This window comes from Caenibius tardaugens NBRC 16725, assembly GCF_003860345.1.
GTDB lineage: Bacteria > Pseudomonadota > Alphaproteobacteria > Sphingomonadales > Sphingomonadaceae > Caenibius > Caenibius tardaugens.
Genome location: NZ_CP034179.1, coordinates 3,168,976 through 3,186,113, shown reverse-complemented (window position 1 = coordinate 3,186,113; position 17,138 = coordinate 3,168,976). Strand labels below are relative to the sequence as shown.

The 17,138-nt window shown below is 62.6% G+C and carries 23 protein-coding genes; 9 read left to right on the top strand and 14 right to left on the bottom strand.

Features of this window, described 5'->3' with window-relative positions:
* Positions 1 to 97 precede the first annotated feature (97 nt).
* Both EGO55_RS14960 and EGO55_RS14955 read left to right on the top strand, forming a co-directional pair.
* Entirely contained in the window at positions 98 to 544 is a 447-nt protein-coding gene (locus EGO55_RS14960) for an SRPBCC domain-containing protein (RefSeq protein ID WP_021688570.1), read from the top strand.
* A gap of 64 nt (positions 545 to 608) precedes the next feature.
* Positions 609 to 923, top strand: coding sequence for a YdeI/OmpD-associated family protein (locus EGO55_RS14955; protein WP_021688571.1), 315 nt, complete (start codon positions 609 to 611; stop codon positions 921 to 923).
* Positions 924 to 990: 67 nt separating this feature from the next.
* Here EGO55_RS14955 and EGO55_RS14950 read toward each other — a convergent pair whose 3' ends face one another.
* The 10 genes from EGO55_RS14950 to coxB all read right to left on the bottom strand — a co-directional run bounded on the left by EGO55_RS14950 (position 991) and on the right by coxB (position 8,266).
* Positions 991 to 1,485 carry a Clp protease N-terminal domain-containing protein gene (locus EGO55_RS14950; RefSeq protein ID WP_021688572.1) on the bottom strand — a complete coding sequence of 165 codons (495 nt, stop codon included), beginning with the start codon at positions 1,483 to 1,485 and terminating at the stop codon, positions 991 to 993.
* Positions 1,486 to 1,488: 3 nt separating this feature from the next.
* Positions 1,489 to 1,716, bottom strand: coding sequence for an ECF-type sigma factor (locus EGO55_RS14945; RefSeq protein ID WP_021688573.1), 228 nt, complete (start codon positions 1,714 to 1,716; stop codon positions 1,489 to 1,491).
* A gap of 121 nt (positions 1,717 to 1,837) precedes the next feature.
* On the bottom strand, positions 1,838 to 2,428 hold the full coding sequence (locus tag EGO55_RS14940; RefSeq protein WP_021688574.1) for an SURF1 family protein: 591 nt from the start codon (positions 2,426 to 2,428) through the stop codon (positions 1,838 to 1,840).
* Positions 2,425 to 2,820 (bottom strand): DUF983 domain-containing protein, encoded by a 396-nt coding sequence (locus tag EGO55_RS14935; protein WP_021688575.1) that lies wholly within the window; start codon positions 2,818 to 2,820, stop codon positions 2,425 to 2,427. The genes EGO55_RS14940 and EGO55_RS14935 overlap by 4 nt, the downstream gene beginning before the upstream one ends.
* Before the next feature lie 19 nt (positions 2,821 to 2,839).
* Complete coding sequence (locus tag EGO55_RS14930; RefSeq protein WP_021688576.1) at positions 2,840 to 3,661, bottom strand: cytochrome c oxidase subunit 3; 822 nt, start codon at positions 3,659 to 3,661, stop codon at positions 2,840 to 2,842.
* 78 nt (positions 3,662 to 3,739) lie between these two features.
* Positions 3,740 to 4,297 (bottom strand): cytochrome c oxidase assembly protein, encoded by a 558-nt coding sequence (locus EGO55_RS14925; protein WP_021688577.1) that lies wholly within the window; start codon positions 4,295 to 4,297, stop codon positions 3,740 to 3,742.
* Positions 4,294 to 4,431: a hypothetical protein gene (locus EGO55_RS20695; RefSeq protein WP_169727736.1), complete on the bottom strand. Its 138-nt coding sequence runs from the start codon at positions 4,429 to 4,431 to the stop codon at positions 4,294 to 4,296. The genes EGO55_RS14925 and EGO55_RS20695 overlap by 4 nt, the downstream gene beginning before the upstream one ends.
* On the bottom strand, positions 4,428 to 5,354 hold the full coding sequence (locus EGO55_RS14920) for a heme o synthase (protein ID WP_040714635.1): 927 nt from the start codon (positions 5,352 to 5,354) through the stop codon (positions 4,428 to 4,430). Before EGO55_RS14920 ends, EGO55_RS20695 begins: the two co-directional genes overlap by 4 nt.
* An 88-nt stretch (positions 5,355 to 5,442) precedes the next feature.
* Positions 5,443 to 7,131 carry a cytochrome c oxidase subunit I gene (gene ctaD, locus EGO55_RS14915; RefSeq protein ID WP_021688579.1) on the bottom strand — a complete coding sequence of 563 codons (1,689 nt, stop codon included), beginning with the start codon at positions 7,129 to 7,131 and terminating at the stop codon, positions 5,443 to 5,445.
* A gap of 34 nt (positions 7,132 to 7,165) precedes the next feature.
* Positions 7,166 to 8,266 carry a cytochrome c oxidase subunit II gene (coxB, locus tag EGO55_RS14910; protein ID WP_040714828.1) on the bottom strand — a complete coding sequence of 367 codons (1,101 nt, stop codon included), beginning with the start codon at positions 8,264 to 8,266 and terminating at the stop codon, positions 7,166 to 7,168.
* 230 nt (positions 8,267 to 8,496) lie between these two features.
* On the opposite strand from coxB, the gene pyrE reads away from it, so the two are divergent.
* From pyrE to ruvX, 6 genes are read left to right on the top strand one after another with little or no spacing between them, the layout of a single operon-like run.
* Positions 8,497 to 9,078, top strand: a complete 582-nt coding sequence (gene pyrE, locus EGO55_RS14905; protein WP_021688581.1) for an orotate phosphoribosyltransferase — start codon at positions 8,497 to 8,499, stop codon at positions 9,076 to 9,078.
* Between the two features lie 10 nt (positions 9,079 to 9,088).
* The gene (locus EGO55_RS14900; protein ID WP_021688582.1) at positions 9,089 to 9,835 is read left to right on the top strand and encodes a pyridoxine 5'-phosphate synthase; all 747 of its coding nucleotides are present in this window, start codon (positions 9,089 to 9,091) and stop codon (positions 9,833 to 9,835) included.
* Between the two features lie 19 nt (positions 9,836 to 9,854).
* Positions 9,855 to 10,256: a holo-ACP synthase gene (gene acpS, locus EGO55_RS14895; protein WP_021688583.1), complete on the top strand. Its 402-nt coding sequence runs from the start codon at positions 9,855 to 9,857 to the stop codon at positions 10,254 to 10,256.
* Positions 10,253 to 11,173: a signal peptidase I gene (gene lepB, locus EGO55_RS14890; protein ID WP_021688584.1), complete on the top strand. Its 921-nt coding sequence runs from the start codon at positions 10,253 to 10,255 to the stop codon at positions 11,171 to 11,173. The genes acpS and lepB overlap by 4 nt, the downstream gene beginning before the upstream one ends.
* 6 nt (positions 11,174 to 11,179) lie before the next feature.
* Positions 11,180 to 12,319: a DUF3089 domain-containing protein gene (locus tag EGO55_RS14885; RefSeq protein WP_021688585.1), complete on the top strand. Its 1,140-nt coding sequence runs from the start codon at positions 11,180 to 11,182 to the stop codon at positions 12,317 to 12,319.
* On the top strand, positions 12,316 to 12,783 hold the full coding sequence (ruvX, locus tag EGO55_RS14880) for a Holliday junction resolvase RuvX (RefSeq protein WP_021688586.1): 468 nt from the start codon (positions 12,316 to 12,318) through the stop codon (positions 12,781 to 12,783). Before EGO55_RS14885 ends, ruvX begins: the two co-directional genes overlap by 4 nt.
* Here ruvX and EGO55_RS14875 read toward each other — a convergent pair.
* Genes EGO55_RS14875 through argH form a run of 4 tightly spaced genes read right to left on the bottom strand, consistent with a single transcriptional unit; the run spans position 12,780 to position 16,440 of the window.
* Entirely contained in the window at positions 12,780 to 13,556 is a 777-nt protein-coding gene (locus EGO55_RS14875) for a precorrin-2 dehydrogenase/sirohydrochlorin ferrochelatase family protein (protein ID WP_021688587.1), read from the bottom strand. The genes ruvX and EGO55_RS14875 overlap by 4 nt on opposite strands.
* The gene (lysA, locus tag EGO55_RS14870) at positions 13,553 to 14,818 is read right to left on the bottom strand and encodes a diaminopimelate decarboxylase (protein ID WP_021688588.1); all 1,266 of its coding nucleotides are present in this window, start codon (positions 14,816 to 14,818) and stop codon (positions 13,553 to 13,555) included. The genes EGO55_RS14875 and lysA overlap by 4 nt, the downstream gene beginning before the upstream one ends.
* A gap of 3 nt (positions 14,819 to 14,821) precedes the next feature.
* Entirely contained in the window at positions 14,822 to 15,061 is a 240-nt protein-coding gene (locus tag EGO55_RS14865; RefSeq protein ID WP_021688589.1) for a hypothetical protein, read from the bottom strand.
* A gap of 2 nt (positions 15,062 to 15,063) precedes the next feature.
* Positions 15,064 to 16,440: an argininosuccinate lyase gene (argH, locus tag EGO55_RS14860; RefSeq protein ID WP_040714640.1), complete on the bottom strand. Its 1,377-nt coding sequence runs from the start codon at positions 16,438 to 16,440 to the stop codon at positions 15,064 to 15,066.
* A gap of 151 nt (positions 16,441 to 16,591) precedes the next feature.
* Here argH and EGO55_RS14855 point away from each other — a divergent pair, with 151 nt between their 5' ends.
* A complete protein-coding gene (locus tag EGO55_RS14855; RefSeq protein WP_210766541.1) occupies positions 16,592 to 17,071 on the top strand; it encodes a TlpA family protein disulfide reductase in 480 nt (159 codons plus the stop codon).
* Positions 17,072 to 17,138: the final 67 nt, after the last annotated feature.

Below are 17,138 nucleotides of genomic sequence, written 5' to 3'. Positions count from 1 at the left end.
GGCCGGTCGCACGGCAATGGCATGGACTTGCGCGCGAACCACGGCATGCCACCGTTTGGGTCCAGCCGTGCTATAGAAGACTCTGAAGGAGACGGCCATGCAGTTGAAATTCAGGGTTTTTGGCAGGATCGCCCGCCCGGTTCCCGAGGTTTTCGAAGCGGTGGTGAACCCCGATCAGCTCGCGCAGTATTTCACCACCGGTGGCGCGCAGGGCAGGCTGGAGAAAGGGGCCGTGGTGACATGGGATTTCGCGGACTTTCCCGGCGCTTTCCCGGTGGAGGTCGTCGATCTGGTCGAGAACAGCCTGATCGTGCTCCGCTGGGGCAACGCGGAGGCCGAAGGATCGCAAACCGAAGTGACCATGCATTTCAGCGATTGCGGAAATGGTGTGACACTGGTCGAAATCAGCGAGGAAGGCTGGAAGGAAACGCAGGCCGGGCTGGATGCCAGCTATGGCAATTGCATGGGCTGGAGCCACGTGATCTGCGCGCTGAAAATGTGGATCGAACATGGCATCCGCATGCGTGACGGGTTTTACAAATAGCGTCGTGGCAGATCGTTTAAGCCCCGTTGCGTCCGCTATGGCTCCCCGTGATCTGGAGGTTCTTGTGGCAGATAATTTTCCGCATGGCACGGTGCATCAGGCAGGTGACGACCTGCGCGAGGCCTTGCAGGCCGACCCGGGCGTATTGCTGCTGTGGCAAAACCTGACACCGCTCGGCCGCAATGAATTCATCTGCTGGGTCGATGATGCGAAGCAGGCGAAGACTCGCCAGCGCCGCATTGAACGGACCCGTGAAGAATTGCTGGAAGGCAAGAAACGGCCCTGTTGTTGGGTCGGCTGTATCCATCGCACGGACAAGGCACCGGGGCGATGGCAACAGGCTGTCCTGATCGATCAACAGGGCAGGAAGAAACCGTAATACGCCCGCCTGTATTGCCCGCCGCGCGCTAATGTTCAGGGAATCGCTGGGGGGCGACGGCCGCCCTTCATTTCGGACGGGACAAGGCGACATCCCTGGCCGCCGCCGCCAACGCGTTTCTGTCCAACCCCATGTCCCGTAAAGCACGCGCAGCCACGCCCTGCTCCATCGTGGCTACCGCTTCCACGACATGTGCAGCCAAGAGCGGGTTGTGCGCTTTGCGGTGGACGGCAAGATTGTTCATCACCACACGGCCTGAAGCGGAGGCGTTATAAATACCCTTCCGCCTGGGCAGCGCCTCGGGCTCGGGAAATGCCATGCCCATGCCCGCCAACGCGCTTTCATACTGCCGGTGAACTGCCGATCGGAACGCCGCGGGATCGGCACCCACCGCCTCAAATGCGCGCCGTGCCGAATTGTCAGGAAGTTCGAGCGCGGCAAGCAGAAAGTGCTCCGCACCCGCCTCATGCTGCTGATCGTCCAGCGCAAGCCTCTCCGCCGTTTCGCACAAGGTCCTGATCGTGCGGATACTGGCTATGCGGCGTTTGATGCCCTTCAGCATGTTTCACTCCTCTACATGGTCGGGGATGGTCTTGATGTCGGACAGGCGCTTGTGTGCCGCCTGCTTCGAAACACCGAGCGCCTGTGCGATCTTCGCCCAACTCCACCCCTGCATCAAAGCGGCACGAACGGCTTTACGTTCAAGCAGGTCCGCCAGACGCCGCAGGGCAACGACCGCCGCCAACGCTTCCTCTGGCTGGTCGGGTGATGGGAGTCGTTCTCGATCGAGCATGCGTCAACAATCGTTGACATCGCATCGATCGTCAACTGTTATTGACGCGCCGTGACTGCGTTGGCGCAACAGCAGGCAGGCTGTGGCGTACCGCGGCAAAGCTCACGCCTCTGCCGATGGCCTAGGCCACCTGACCGGATGCGCCCGCCAACTTCCGCCGTAGGGCGAGGCCATAGATGACCAGCGCCGCCGCCGCGAAGAAGAACCACTGCATCGCATAACCGCGATGGTTGTTGGGAATATCGTGCGGATCGGGTTGCGCCAGCTGCGCAAGGCCAATCTGCGGTGGGCTGACGATCAGGCGCACACCCTCACCGGCAGGGGCGATAATCCCGCTTACCGGCCCGCCACCCCATTCCGGCATGGCCGGATCGCGCGACCAGCCCAGCCCGATCTCCGCCTGGCCATCAGGCGTTTCGCACAAGGCCGTCTGCGCAATGCCCGCTTCGCCCTTATCATTGCGCCCGGCAATGGCATTGCGGGCCAGCACGCGCAGGCACGTCACGCTGCTGTGATGATAGAGCGCCGCCTCGCGCGCCGATGCTGCGTAGGGGAACGGAACCTCCGCGGAAATCTTGATCGCCGCGTCATAGCGGCCAAGCAGCGCCTCTTTCCAGGTGGCGCGCTGCAACTGCCATACCCCCAGGGCGATCATCACCCCCACAGCCACCAAAACGAGCAGCGTGGGCAAGACGGGCAGTCGCCGGATCATTCGTCGCGCAGATCTTTGCCGCCCGCTTCCCGGGCGCCGCGCGCATATTCCATGTAGAGCAAGGCCGACTTGGCCGCGCGCAAGCCCAGAAGCACCGCCGCTACTGTCAACGGAACCCACAGGATAATGTGCACCCAGAACGGCGGCGCAACCGCGACCTGCAACCACAGGGCCAGCCCCGTGATCAATCCACCGATCAGCAGGGTGAGAAACGCAGCCGGGCCATCGCCGACATTGAAGTTTGCGTAATCGAGCGCACAGGCGCGGCACCGCTCGGCAAAGCGCACCGGACCGGCAAACAGCGTTTTCGCACCGCAGCGCGGGCAGAGACCGAAAAGGGCAGCCTCGCCAAGCGAGGGCTGCCCTTTCGTTTGCGGTTGCAAATCAGTCATCAGACTTGCCGTTCACCCATCAGTGAACCGGCGCGCCCCAGCTGCCCCATACATAGACGGTGACAAACAGGAACAGCCACACGACGTCAACGAAGTGCCAGTACCATGCCGCCGCTTCGAAACCGAAGTGCTGACGCGGCGTGAAGTGACCCAGATAGGTGCGGCGCAGACAGACGATCAGGAAGATCGTACCGACCAGAACGTGGAACCCGTGGAACCCGGTCGCCATGTAAAAGGCCGAGCTATAGGTGTTGCCACCGAAACCAAACGGCGCGTGCGCGTATTCGTAGGCCTGAATGCAGGTAAACAGGATACCGAGCAGGACCGTCGCCCACAGACCCTTCTTCAGCCCATCGCGATCGCCATGGATCAGGCTGTGGTGCGCCCAGGTTACGGTGGTGCCCGAACACAGCAGGATCAGGGTATTGATCAGCGGCAGATCGAACGGATTCATCACCGCTTCAATCCCCTTGGGCGGGAACTGACCGCCAACCACTTCCGCCAGTTGCGACGGGAACAGCGCGAAATCGAACCATGCCCAGAACCAGCCCACGAAGAACATGACTTCCGAAGCGATGAACAGGATCATGCCGTAACGGTTGTGCAACTGCACCACCGGCGTGTGATCACCCGACTGCGCTTCGTTCACGACTTTCGAGAACCAGCTGAAGAATGTCAGCGCCAGGCCCAACACGCCCAGCAACAGGACGTACTTGCCGAACGGCAGTTCGTGCATGAACAGCACCATGCCCGTGGTGAAGGTAAACGCCGACAGCGACGCGACCAACGGCCAGATGTCAGGTGGCAGAATGTGATAATCGTGGTTCTTTGTAGCAGCCATGAAACATGCTTCCTGATCTTTCGGGGCTTCCCCTTTACCCAGCGCCCCTTATCGTTCTGTTTCCCGGTGGTCCAGAGGTTAGGATGGGCTGTCCTCTGCCTTGTGGAAGGTATAGCTCAGAGTAATCTGCTGCACATCCCTCGCATTCGGGTCGTTTGCGATTTTGGGATCGACATAGAACAACACCGGCATGCGGACTTCCTCACCCGGCTGAAGTGTCTGTTCGGTAAAGCAGAAACACTGAATTTTGTTGAAATACTGGCCGGTCTGTTCGGGTTCGACATTGAATGTCGCCGTGCCCGTAATCGGCTTGTCGGAATTGTTGCGCGCCACGAAAAACGCCAGATCGCGCTGCCCCAGTTGAATCGTGTCAGTCGAGCGTTCCGGATGGAACGTCCAGGGCACATCGGGGGCAACGTTCCCGTCAAACCGGACGGAAATCATCGACCCGGCGGCGCGCACCTTGCTCGCCTCTGCGGCAGTGACTTTCTGCGTCGTCCCGCCAAAACCGGTGACTTGACAAAACAGGCGATAAAGCGGCGCGGACGCGAAGCCCAGCGCCAGCATGGCTGCCGCCACGCCAAGAAAAATCAGCCCGATCTTCCGGTTCTTCTGGCTGAGCGTTGCGCTGGTCACAGCGATTCCTTCATCCGTACGATCGTGATCGCGAACAGCAGGACGACAAAGGCGCCCAACAGCAATCCAACCACAAGATTGCGCGCCTTCTGGCGCCGCTTGTATTCTTCGTCAGGTTCGAATTGTCCGTTCATGGCAGCAACCCCTGCACCGAAATCCAGCGATCCGCAACCAATGCGGCGAAGATCGCGAAAAGATAGATGACGCTATAGGCAAAAAGCCGCTTTTCAGGGCGCATCTTGTCGTCATCCCCGGTGCTCCGACGCAGCATAACCGGTACGGACAGCAACAGGAATACCAGCGACAGCAGACCGGCGCACACGGCATAGACTAGGCCGGTACCCCCGATGAACCACGGCGCCAGCGAAAGCGGCAGAAGGAACAGGCAATAAGCGAAAATCTGTTTGCGCGTGGACGCTTCACCCGCGACCACGGGCATCATCGGAATGCCGACTTTGGCGTAATCGCTACGCACGAACAGCGCCAGCGCCCAGAAATGCGGCGGGGTCCAGAAAAAAATGATCGCGAACAACAGGACCGGCATCAGCGTGATATCGCCCGTCACTGCCACCCAGCCGATCAGCGGTGGAAAAGCCCCTGCCCCGCCACCGATTACGATATTCTGCGGCGTGCGCGGCTTAAGCCAGATCGTGTAGACCACGGCATAGTAGATCACCGAGATAGCCAGAATAACGGCGGCGAGCCAATTTACCGCCACCCCCATGAGCAACACGGCAGCGACAGACAGGCCCACGCCAAAATCACGGGCGCTGGTGCGATCCATGCGCCCAGCAGGTAGCGGACGATCGGCGGTGCGCCGCATGCCCGCATCGATGTCCGCTTCCCACCACTGATTGAGTGCAGCGGCACCGCCCGCCCCGAGCGCAATGCACAGGATCGCCGTAAACGCGATCACCGGATGGATCGCGCCCGGCGCGGCCAGCAGGCCGCACAGGCCGGTGAACACCACCAGACTGATGACGCGTGGCTTGGTCAACGCATAGAAATCGCGCCAATCGGCTGGAAGCTGTACCGCGCTGTGGCTCGTACTCATCATCTCAATTCCTAAAGGCAAGGGCGCACCGCATACGGCGCGCCCCCACTCTTTTCCGTCGCGCCCCCGGCATGCACCGGGGCCACGATGATCAATGCGCCGATTTGTCGTCGATAACCGGCAGCGTTTCAAACTGGTGGTACGGCGGCGGGCTGGACAGCGTCCATTCCAGCGTCGTCGCACCTTCACCCCAGTAATTGTCGCCAGCTTTGCGACCGGCAAGGAAGGCATAGAAGACGTTGATGAAGAAGATCACCAGCGATGCAGCCATGACCATGTAGCCGATGGTGGCAACGTGGTTCCACTGTGCATAGGCAGCAACATAGTCCGGATAACGGCGCGGCATGCCCTGAAGACCAAGGAAGTGCATCGGGAAGAAGATCAGGTTCACGCCCACGAAGAACACCCAGAAGTGCAGGTGCGCGAGGAACTCCGAGAACATCTTGCCGCTCATCTTCGGGAACCAGTAGTAGAACCCGGCGAACAGACCCGTCACGGCGCCCAGCGACAGCACGTAGTGGAAGTGCGCCACCACGTAATAGGTGTCGTGCAGGTTGTCGTCGACGCCGCCATTGGCGAGCACGACGCCGGTGACGCCACCGACCGTGAACAGGAAGATGAAGCCCAGGGCCCAGACCATCGGGCTCTTGAACTCGAGCGAACCGCCCCACATCGTCGCGATCCAGCTGAAGATTTTCACACCGGTCGGCACGGCGATAACCATCGTCGCAGCGGTGAAGTACATCTTCGTGTTTACGTCGAGACCGGTCGTATACATGTGGTGCGCCCACACGATGAAGCCGACCACGCCGATGGCGACCATGGCGTAGGCCATGCCGAGATAACCGAACACCGGCTTCTTCGAGAAGGTTGCAACGATCTGGCTGATGATGCCGAATGCCGGCAGGATCATGATGTACACTTCGGGGTGACCGAAGAACCAGAACAGGTGCTGGTACAGCACCGGATCGCCACCGCCGGCGGGATCGAAGAAGGTGGTGCCGAAATTACGGTCGGTCAGAAGCATGGTAATCGCGGCTGCGAGAACCGGGAGCGCAAGCAACAGCAGGAACGCGGTAACCAGCACCGACCACACGAACAACGGCATCTTGTGCAGGGTCATGCCCGGCGCACGCATGTTGAAGATCGTGGTGATGAAGTTGATCGCACCCATGATCGACGCGGCACCGGCAAGGTGAAGCGCGAAAATCGCGAAGTCCACAGCCGGCCCCTGCGACCCGTAAGTCGAAAGCGGGGCATAGACTGTCCAGCCCACGCCCGCGCCGTTACCCGTGCCACCCGGCACGAACGGGGAGATCATCAGCGAGCAGAAGCCCATGACCGTCAGCCAGAACGACACGTTGTTCATGCGCGGGAAGGCCATGTCCGGCGCACCGATCATGATCGGCACGAACCAGTTGCCGAAACCGCCGATCACTGCGGGCATAACCATGAAGAACACCATGATCAGACCGTGGGCCGTGATCAGCACGTTCCACAGATGCAGCGCTTCGTCGAAGCTCGACGCATCACCACCGAGAAATCCGGTCCACCACTGGAGGTACTGGATGCCCGGCGCGGCCAGTTCGGCACGCATGATGCCCGAAATCGCACCACCGATAATCCCCGCGAAAATCGCGAAGATAAGATAGAGCGTGCCAATGTCCTTGTGATTGGTGGACATGAACCAGCGGGCAAAGAAGCCCGGCTTGTGATCGTGGTCATGCGCGTGATCGTGATGATCAACGTGACCTTGGAAGGTTTCGGCGGTGGTAGCCATGATTCAGCTCAACCTTATGCTTATATAGCTAATATCAGGCCGCAGGGGCCGCGGGTTCAGTGGCAGCGGGTGCCGCAGCCGGCGCTGCAGGGGCTGCCGCCGGAGCAGCTGCGCCAGCAGCGGGGGCCGCAGGAGCGGGTGCTTCCGCAGCAGGCGCTGCCGCAGCGGCTGCGGGCTTCGGCTTCTCGACCGTCCCACCCTTGGACACCAGCCACTTGTTGAATTCGGCGCGCGGCATCGCCTGGATCGCGATCGGCATGAAACCATGCTTCACACCGCAGAGTTCGGAACACTGGCCGTAATAGACGCCCGGCTCCTTAATGAAGATCATCTTCTCGTTGAGGCGACCCGGGACAGCGTCAAGCTTGAACCAGAGCGACGGGATAGCGAACGAGTGGATCACGTCAGACGCGGTGACCTGCAGACGGATCGGCTCACCGACCGGCAGGACCAGACGATTGTCGACTTCGAGCTGCGGCGGACCATCGGACGGATCGGAACCCACTTCACGAACGCCAGCGTTGATCACGGGATAGCCCGGTTCGTTCAGCATCTTCGAGTCGAATTCGACTTCACCGTTGTCAGGGAAGCCATAAGTCCAGAACCACTGGTTCCCGGTGATCTTCACCGTCAGCGCATCGGCGGGCGGCGATTTGTACTGCTTGGCCAGAAGGTCGATCGAAGGAACCGCGATGCCGACAAGAATCAGCACCGGAACCAGCGTCCAGATCACTTCGATCAGCGTGTTATGGCTGGTCTTGGAAGGCGATTTGTTCGCACGGCGGTTAAACCGCACGATCACATAGAGCAGCAGCGCGAGAACCAGCAGGCTGATCACGGTAATCACCGGCATCAGCACCGCATCGTGCATCCACAACGCATAATCGCCAATCGGCGAATATTGGTCCTGAAAGAAGATGCCCCCGTCTACCGGCATGCCCTTGCCGGGGGTAGGCGCCATGCGCGCAACGGCTTCTGCGACGGGCGCAGCGGCTGCGGCCGCGGCATCGGCGGCAGGAGCGGCCGTTGCAGGTGCTGCGGCTGGCGCAGCAGCAGCCTGTGCAGCGTCCTGGGCCAGCACTGCTTGCGGCACGGCCGCGAGTACCAGCGCCGCCGCACCGTGTGTCAAGGTCATCGCCCGATCGCGGGCCCACTCACCAAGCTTCATCTTTTCGACGCTTTCCGCTCTTTATTTTTCCGGGCTGCAGGCAGCACCAATCTCCCCCCTGCGGGGCACGAATTGCGGGCCCCTATACGCGCGCTTGCCCCATGCCTCAAGCGCTTCTAGGGATATTTTTGACCGTATCCGGCAAAGCCTGCCGGTCCAACCACTAACGCATCTGCGAGGCAGACGAGACAACGACCATGACAGAAGACGAGGTACTCTCCGAGTTCCGCGCGAGCGAAGCCCTGCTTGAAGGCCATTTCCTGCTTTCTTCGGGCCGCCACAGCGCGCATTATCTGCAGTGCGCACGCGTCCTGATGAACCCCGATCGCGCGGCGCGGCTCGCCCTTGCACTGGTCCACAAGATTCCGCGCGAGATTCGCCAGCAGATCGCAAAAGTGGTCTCTCCGGCCATGGGCGGCGTGATTATCGGCCAGGAAGTGGGCCGCGCGCTGGGAGTCGACGCGATGTTTGTGGAAAGACCCACCGGCACGTTCGAATTTCGCCGGGGATTCGGCCTCGCCAAAGGCGAGAAAGTGCTGCTTGTCGAAGACGTGGTCACCACCGGCCTGTCCTCGCGCGAGGCGATGGGGGCGATCGCCAGCGAAGGCGGGCAGGTCATTGCCGCCGCATCGCTGGTGGACCGTTCGGGCGGAGCAGCAGCCTTCCAGGTACCCTTCTTCCCGCTGGTGGAACTGAACTTCCCGACTTACGCCGAAGACGAAGTGCCTGCCGAACTGGCTGCGACCCCTATTATAAAGCCGGGCAGCCGGAAGAATTGAGAGTTCGCGCATGACCGCCTCCCCTTTCCAGCCGGGCAAGCTCCGGCTGGGCGTCAATATCGATCACGTCGCGACGATCCGGAACGCACGGGGCGGCGATCATCCCGATCCCGTGCGCGCGGCAGAAATCGTGGCAGCGGTGGGCGGCGACGGGATCACCGCCCATCTTCGCGAGGATCGGCGCCATATCCGTGACGAGGATCTCGCGCGGATTCAGGCTGCAACCGGCCTTCCGCTTAATCTGGAAATGGCCGCGACAGAGGAAATGCTGGCCATTGCCCTGCGGCACAAACCGCACGCGGCCTGCATTGTCCCCGAAAAACGGGAAGAACGCACGACCGAAGGCGGGCTGGATGCGGCCGGACAGCACAATCACCTCGCGCCTATCGTGGGGCGGCTGCTCGACGCGGGCATCCGGGTCAGCCTGTTTATCGGGCCGGAAGTGCGGCAACTGGAAGCAGCGATGCGGCTTCAGGCCCCCGTCGTCGAATTCCACACCGGCGAATATGCCCATGCGACGGGCGAGGAACGCGCCACCGAACTGCGCCGGCTTTCGGACATGGCAGCCCTTGCCGTCCGCAACGGGATCGAACCGCACGCCGGCCACGGCCTGACATATGACAATGTGCAGCCGGTCGCGGCAATTCCGCAGTTGGCGGAACTGAACATTGGGCACTATCTTATTGGGGAAGCGGTGTTTGTCGGGCTCGAATCCGCCGTGAGGCGGATGCGGGACCTGATGGACCAAGCGCGATGATCACCACCGGAGATGCGCCATGATTATCGGTATGGGTTCCGATCTGTGCAATATTGAACGGATTCAGGCCTCGCTTGATCGCTTCGGCATGCGCTTCGAACAACGCGTTTTTACCGAAGTGGAGCAGACCAAGGCCGCGCGCCGCCCCTTTACCAAGGCAGGCACGCTGGCCAAACGCTTCGCCGCGAAGGAAGCTTTTTCCAAGGCGGTCGGCACCGGTTTTCGCGCCGGGGTGTTCATGAAGGACATCGGCGTAGTCAACGCACCATCCGGTGCACCGACTCTGGCGCTGACGGGTGGCGCGGCTGCGCGGCTCGCAGCAATGACCCCGGAAGGCCATCAGGCCGTCATTCATCTTACTCTCACAGACGACCATCCATGGGCGCAGGCCTTCGTCGTCATAGAAGCACGGATATTGTGACCAATCCTAACGAAAACAGTGCGGCATCCCCCGATGTCGACCCCGAAGTGAAGACGGACACGCCCGAAAATGGCGAACCGCCCCGCGAAAAGGTCAACTGGCTGGCGGAATTTCGCGGACTGGCGCTTATGCTGCTGGCGGTCGTGGCGTTCCATAGTCTGCTGGCCAAGCCCTTCTATATTCCGTCGCAATCGATGATGCCCAGCCTGCTGGTGGGCGACCGTCTGGTCGTCAGCAAATACCCCTATGGCTGGAGCTGGGTTTCCGCCTCGTTCCATGTTCTCCCGCGCGGCAACTGGCGCATCCTTGGTCGCACGCCGGAATATGGCGATATCGTGATCGCCGTACCGCCCGATCGCGATGAAGACTATATCAAACGCGTTGTCGCCCTACCGGGCGACCGGATTGCGGTGGTCAACGGACAGATCATTCTCAATGGCAAAGCCGTTCCCCAAGCTGTTGAACCACCTCTGCAATTGCCTGTCGATCCCAATGCGGCCTGCACCCCGGAAGATTATCCCCGCCTGAAAGTACGCAAGCCTTCGGGCAAGGAAGTCTGTGAACTGCCCGTGCTGCGCGAAACCATGCCCAATGGCGCGACTTACGTGGTGATCGACCATATGCAGCAACGGCTGGACAATATGGCCGAAATCACCGTGCCCGAAGGCCACGTCTTCCTCATGGGCGACAATCGCGACCATTCGGCCGACAGCCGGGCTGACACATGGGAACGCGGCCTCGGCGGGCCTGTCCCGCTTGCCAATATCGGCGGACGCGCGGAATTCATCACGTTCTCGCTTGATGGTACGGAATCGCTCAACCCGTTAACATGGTGGAGCGCCCTGCGCGGTGACCGGGCTTTCCAGAGCCTGCGTCCCGCAATCGTCGCGAAACCGGCCACCGGCGCGGAGCAATAGCCCGATATGGCACGCAAGTTCCTGTATATCGTGGCGTTTCTGATCACGCTGGTGATCGCCGCGATGTTCGCGCTCAATATCTGGTCCAACGAACTGTCGCGCTTCGCCTTTGTGCCGAAAAGCACGTTTGCGGCACAGCCTGCGCTCGCAGCCCAGAGCTATACCGATCCCGCGATGTGGCTGTCGCGGCCCGGCCTCGGGGCGAACGATCCGGCACATTGGCAACCGGCCTATGCGAAGGGCAGCACGGCGCCCGCAGGCGCAACCGCTCGAGCGACGGCCCCTTACGCGGTCTTCTTCATCCATCCGACCAGCTATCTCGATACCGCCGCCTGGAATGCCCCGCTCGACAATGCCGAGTCGCGCGATCGCGCCCGGCTGTTCGTGCGCGCCATGGCCAGCCCTTTCGCACAGGGCGCACAAGTCTGGGCGCCGCGCTATCGGCAGGCCGCATTCGGCGCGTTCCTGACGGACAAACCCGATGGCCAGAAGGCGCTGGATGCCGCCTATGGCGACGTGTCGCAGGCGTTTGACCAGTTCCTTGCCGAAGCGCCGAGCGATTCGCCGCTTGTGCTGGTGGGCCACAGCCAGGGTGCCCGGCATCTCATGCATCTGCTGCAAGACAGGTTGGCGGGTTCACCGCTCGCCCGCCGCGTTGCCGCGGCTTACGTGATCGGCTGGCCGATCTCGCTTGAACACGATCTGCCGAAACTCGGCCTGCCAGCCTGCACCGGTGCGCAACAGGCAGGCTGCGTGATGAGCTGGTCAAGCTATGCCGAACCGGCCGATCCGCGCATGGTGCTGGACATCTGGCGCAAGGCTGTCGCGCTTGATGGGCAGCCGCACGGCAATGGCGCCATTCTCTGCACCAACCCACTGACCGGAACGCAGAACGGTTCGGCCCCCGCCAGCGCCAATCTCGGCACGTTGAAGCCCAACGAAGCGTTCACCAGCGGGGAACTCGTCCCCGCAGCGGTGCCTGCGCGGTGCGACAAGGCAGGGCTGCTGCTGATCGGCGATCCGCCGGAAATGGGCGGTTATGTCCTGCCGGGCAACAATTACCACGTCTATGACGTGCCGCTGTTTTGGGCGAATGTGAAAGCGGATGTCGCCCGTCGGGTCGGCGCATGGAAGGCCGCACCATGATCACGCAGATGACGTTCGAATTTTCGGCCGCCCTGCCCGATGGCGGCGTGCTTCTGGGACTGGACCCCGGCACGAAGACGATCGGCACCGCATTCTGCGACGCGGGTTGGCGCTTCGCCTCCCCGGCCAAGACCTTGCCGCGCGGCAAGTTCGCGCGTGACAAGGCGGCGCTCGAAGCGCTGATTGCCGAACGCAGCGTCAGGGGAATCGTGATCGGGCTGCCGCTCAACATGGATGGCAGCGAAGGGCCGCGCGCGCAGGCATCGCGCGCTTTCGCCCGCAATCTCGAACCGTTGGGCCTGCCGATCCTGTTGTGGGATGAACGCTGGTCCACGGCCAGTGCCGAACGGGGCCTGATCGAACAGGATATGAGCCGGGCCAAACGCGCCGAACGAATCGATTCGGCGGCAGCAGCGGTTATCCTGCAAGGCGCGATCGACGCGCTGGCAGGCGCCGCGTTCTAGCGCCCGGCGCGGCGCAGCACGATCACCAGTCCGCCGGGGTCCGGCCCGTCACAAGGCAACGCAATCCGCTGCGCATCGGCCCGCGCACGATCAAGAATGGCGACCGGCACATCCCTGTCGTGCAGGAGCACGTCGGCAGACCCCAGCAGGCGCGCCTGCCGCAAGGTCAGGTCTTCCGGATCATCGCTTGTCAGCACGATCTCTACAGGCTCCACACCGTCAGGCTCCGCCGTCCCTTCCAGCCACGCGGGCACAGCATCCACCGCCCCGTCCTGCATGGGATCGAGCGCCCCACCCTGCCCCAGCGCCTGGTCCAGCATCCGGCGGCGATCGCCGGCATCGGGCCAGCGTGCGCGCAGCGCCGTGCGTGCACCGTGCAATGCCCGCGCCAGATCGCCCAGCCGCTGCGGCACAAGCGTTTCCAGCCGCAGGCGCAACGCCTTGGCCAACCCGGCCGAGGCCCCGCCAGTGCCGATGGCGATCAGCACGGGATCGCGGTCCAGCACGCTGGGCACGGTAAAATCGCAGAGATCGGGACGATCCGGCACATTCACCAGAAGGCCGAAATGCTTCAACCGACGTACCGCCGCTTTCGCATCGCGTTCATCGTCCAGAACCACGAACGCCAAGGCCGCGCCATGCGCTTCCGGTTCGCCCACGGGCACCCCGCCCGCACGCACCACCAGCCGCCGTTTCGCCTCTGCCGCCACGCCTTCGCCCAGGACAACCACCCGCTGCCCTGCAATGCGATGGAAGAGCGGCAGGCTCTTCATCCGGCAAGCCAGTCAGGGATACGTTCGGCCGCCAGTACCGTTTCCGGCTCGATCCGTTCGGCCACCACCGCCCAACGATCGCCATCGACCATGACTTCGGGCACGAGCGGACGGCTGTTGTAGGTATTGGCCATTGTCGCGCCATAGGCCCCGGCGGTGCGGAACACCCCCAGATCGCCCGCTTTCACCGCATCTATCGTGCGGCCCATGGCGAAGGTGTCCGAGCTTTCACAGATCGGGCCGACGATGTTCGCGACCATGCTTTCCCCCGTGGGCCGGACAGCCACGAAATCATGCCATGCATCGTACATCGCCGGGCGCGCGAGATCGTTCATCGCGGCATCCACCACCACGAACGGCGCGTTCACGCCTTGCTTGACCCGGATGACTTCGGTGATCAGCACTCCCGAATTGCCGGTAATCACCCGGCCGGGTTCGAACATGATCGTCGCATCCCAGCCCTTTGTCGCGTCCGCCACCATGGCGGCATAGTCGTCCGGCCCGGGAAGCTGCTCGCCCACCTTGTATGGGACACCCAGACCGCCGCCCAGATCCATGTGGCTGACCGTGTAGCCCGCCGCGCGCAGTTCGCGCATCAGCTCGCCCATTTTCACAAAGGCCTGCCGCGAAGGTTCCAGATCGGTGATCTGACTGCCGATATGGACGGCCAGCCCACGCATGGAGAGCCCCTCCAGCCCGGAAAGCCGGGCGTAGATATCGGCCGCCCGGTCATAGGCCACACCGAACTTGTTGTCCGCCTTGCCGGTTGAAATCTTGGCATGGGTTTTGGCATCGACATTCGGATTGACACGTAGCGCGCAGACCGCCGTCTTGCCCAGCGCGGCGGCAATCGCGGCCAGTTCCACGCCTTCCTCCTCGCTTTCGAGGTTGAACTGGCCGATCCCCGCATGCACTGCCGCGGTCAGTTCCCGCCGGCTTTTCCCCACGCCCGAAAAGACGATATCCGCAGCAGGAATACCCGCCGCCAGCGCACGGTTCATTTCCCCTTCGGACACCACGTCCGCGCCATACCCTTCGGCCTTGAGCACGCGCAGCACGGCCAGATTGGGGTTGGACTTCACCGCAAAGGCGAGATGGATATGCGGCAGGACCGCCGCCAGGGCATCGCGGAATACCCGCGCATGACGGGTCAGCGTGGCCCGCGAATAGACATAAACCGGCGTGCCGACTTCGGCGGCAATCCGGTCAAGCGGCACGCCCTCGGCATGGAGGACGCCGTTATTCAGCTCAAAATGATCCATGTATCAGCCTTCGGGGGGGAGATCGAAAGGGTCTTCTTCGCGTTCTTCCGAACGTTTGCGCAATTCCACGCTGCGTCCGGGATCGGCCTGAACCCTGACCTGGAGAAGTTCGTCCGCATCTTTCGGCTCGGTCGCGCCATAGGGCGCCGGGGGCAGGCGCTTACCCTTGGGCGGCACCAACGAACCCTCCGACCCGCAGGCTGCGAGCACGAGAAGTAGCGAAGCGGCAATCAGACGACGCATGGTCAGCTCTCCATCCCCAGCGCGTTGCGCGCTGCGGCGACCCGCAACCTTACCTGTTCGGGCGCGGTTCCGCCATGGCTGGCGCGCGCGGCAACCGATGCCTCAACCGACAGCGCGCTATAGACCCGCGCATCGATCCGCGAATCGATCGCCCGCAACTGATCCAGCGTCAGCGCATCCAGTGCCTTGCCTTCGCTTTCCGCCAGCTTCACCGCCGCGCCCGTGATATGATGGGCCTCACGGAACGGAATATCGGCCTGACGCACCAGCCAGTCGGCCAGGTCAGTGGCCGTGGCATAGCCCAGTTCGGCCGCATTACGCATACGGCCGGTGCGGAACACGGTGTCCGCCACCATCCCGGTCATCGCCGCAATCGACAGACCCAGCAGGTTCGCAGCCTCGAACACGGGCGGCTTGTCGTCCTGCATATCCTTCGAATAGGCCAACGGCAGCCCTTTCATGGTGATCATCAGCGCAGTCAGGCAGCCGACAATCCGCCCCGAATGGCCGCGCACCAGCTCTGCCGCGTCCGGATTTTTCTTCTGCGGCATGATCGAACTGCCGGTGCTGAGCGCATCGGGCAAGGCCACGAACCCGAAAGGCTGGCTGGCCCAGATGATGAATTCTTCCGCCAGCCGCGACAGGTGCAGCGAACATTGCGCCGCAGCCTGCAGGTAATCGAGCGCGAAATCGCGGTCCGATACCGAATCGAGACTGTTGTCGGTCGGCTTGGCAAAGCCCAGCGCCTGGGCCGTGGCCGCGCGGTCGATCGGGAACCCCGTGCCAGCCAGTGCCGCCGCCCCCAACGGGCACTCGTTCATCCGCACCCGCGCATCGGCAAAGCGCGAACGATCACGGCGGATCATTTCATAATAGGCCATCAGATGATGGCCCAGCGTCACCGGCTGCGCGGTCTGCAGATGGGTGAAGCCCGGCATGATCGAATCGGCATGTTCACCCGCCCGCGTGATCAGCGCGCGTTGCAGCGCCTCCAGCCCGGCATCGACCTGATCCATGGCATCGCGCACCCACAGGCGGAAATCGGTCGCCACCTGATCGTTGCGGCTGCGTGCGGTGTGCAGCCGCCCCGCCGCCGGGCCGATCAGTTCGGCAAGGCGGCTTTCGGTCGTCATGTGAATGTCTTCGAGGTCCCAGTTCTCGGGCACCCCGTTCGCTTCGTATTCCGCAGCGACCGTGTCCAGCCCGCGCGAAATCGTCTGCGCATCGTCGGCAGAAACGATCCCCTGCGCGCCCAGCATAGCGACATGGGCTTGGGACGCGGCAATATCCTGCCGCCACAGCGCCTTGTCGAACGGAATGGAGGCATTGATTTCGCGCATGATCGCGCTAGGCCCTTCTGCGAACCTTCCGCCCCACATCTGGTTGGAGCCTTTTGCCGTGGCCCGAATGCCGTCTCGATTGTTGTCGCTGTCGCTCACGCTTGTTGTCCCGGGTCTCGCCCTGTTGATCGGCGGCTGCGATAGGCAAAGCGAGCCGCCTGCGCAACCGGCGGCTGACACAGCCGGTCATGTGGCCAGCGACGCAGACAGGCAACCGACCGCCACCGGCGCGCCCGATCGCAGCCATGCGGGCACGCCGTTGCCCGATTTCACCTTTGCCGATCCTGCCGGGAAGAAACTTCACCTGCCCGAACTGAAGGGCCAGCCTGTGCTGATCAATCTCTGGGCCACATGGTGTGCGCCCTGCGTCACCGAAATGCCCCTGCTCGACAAACTGGCAACGGACTTGCAGGGCACCTTGCGCGTGGTGACCATCAGTCAGGACATGCAGGGCGCGACCAAGGTTTCCCCCTTCTTCGCCGAACGCAAGTTCGCGCATCTGGAACCCTGGCTGGATACCGAAAACGATCTGGCGTTCCATTTCGGCGGCGCCAATCTTCCCCTTTCTATCCTTTATGATGCGCAAGGGCGCGAAGTATGGCGGATCGCGGGCGATCTGGACTGGTCCGGCCAGAAGGCGCGCGGACTGGTTGCCGAAGCCGGGCAGTAAACACCCCGGCACCCTCTGTCCGGGCAATTTCCCCCCGACAACGCCCCGGCGCTCCTCCGCGACTAAC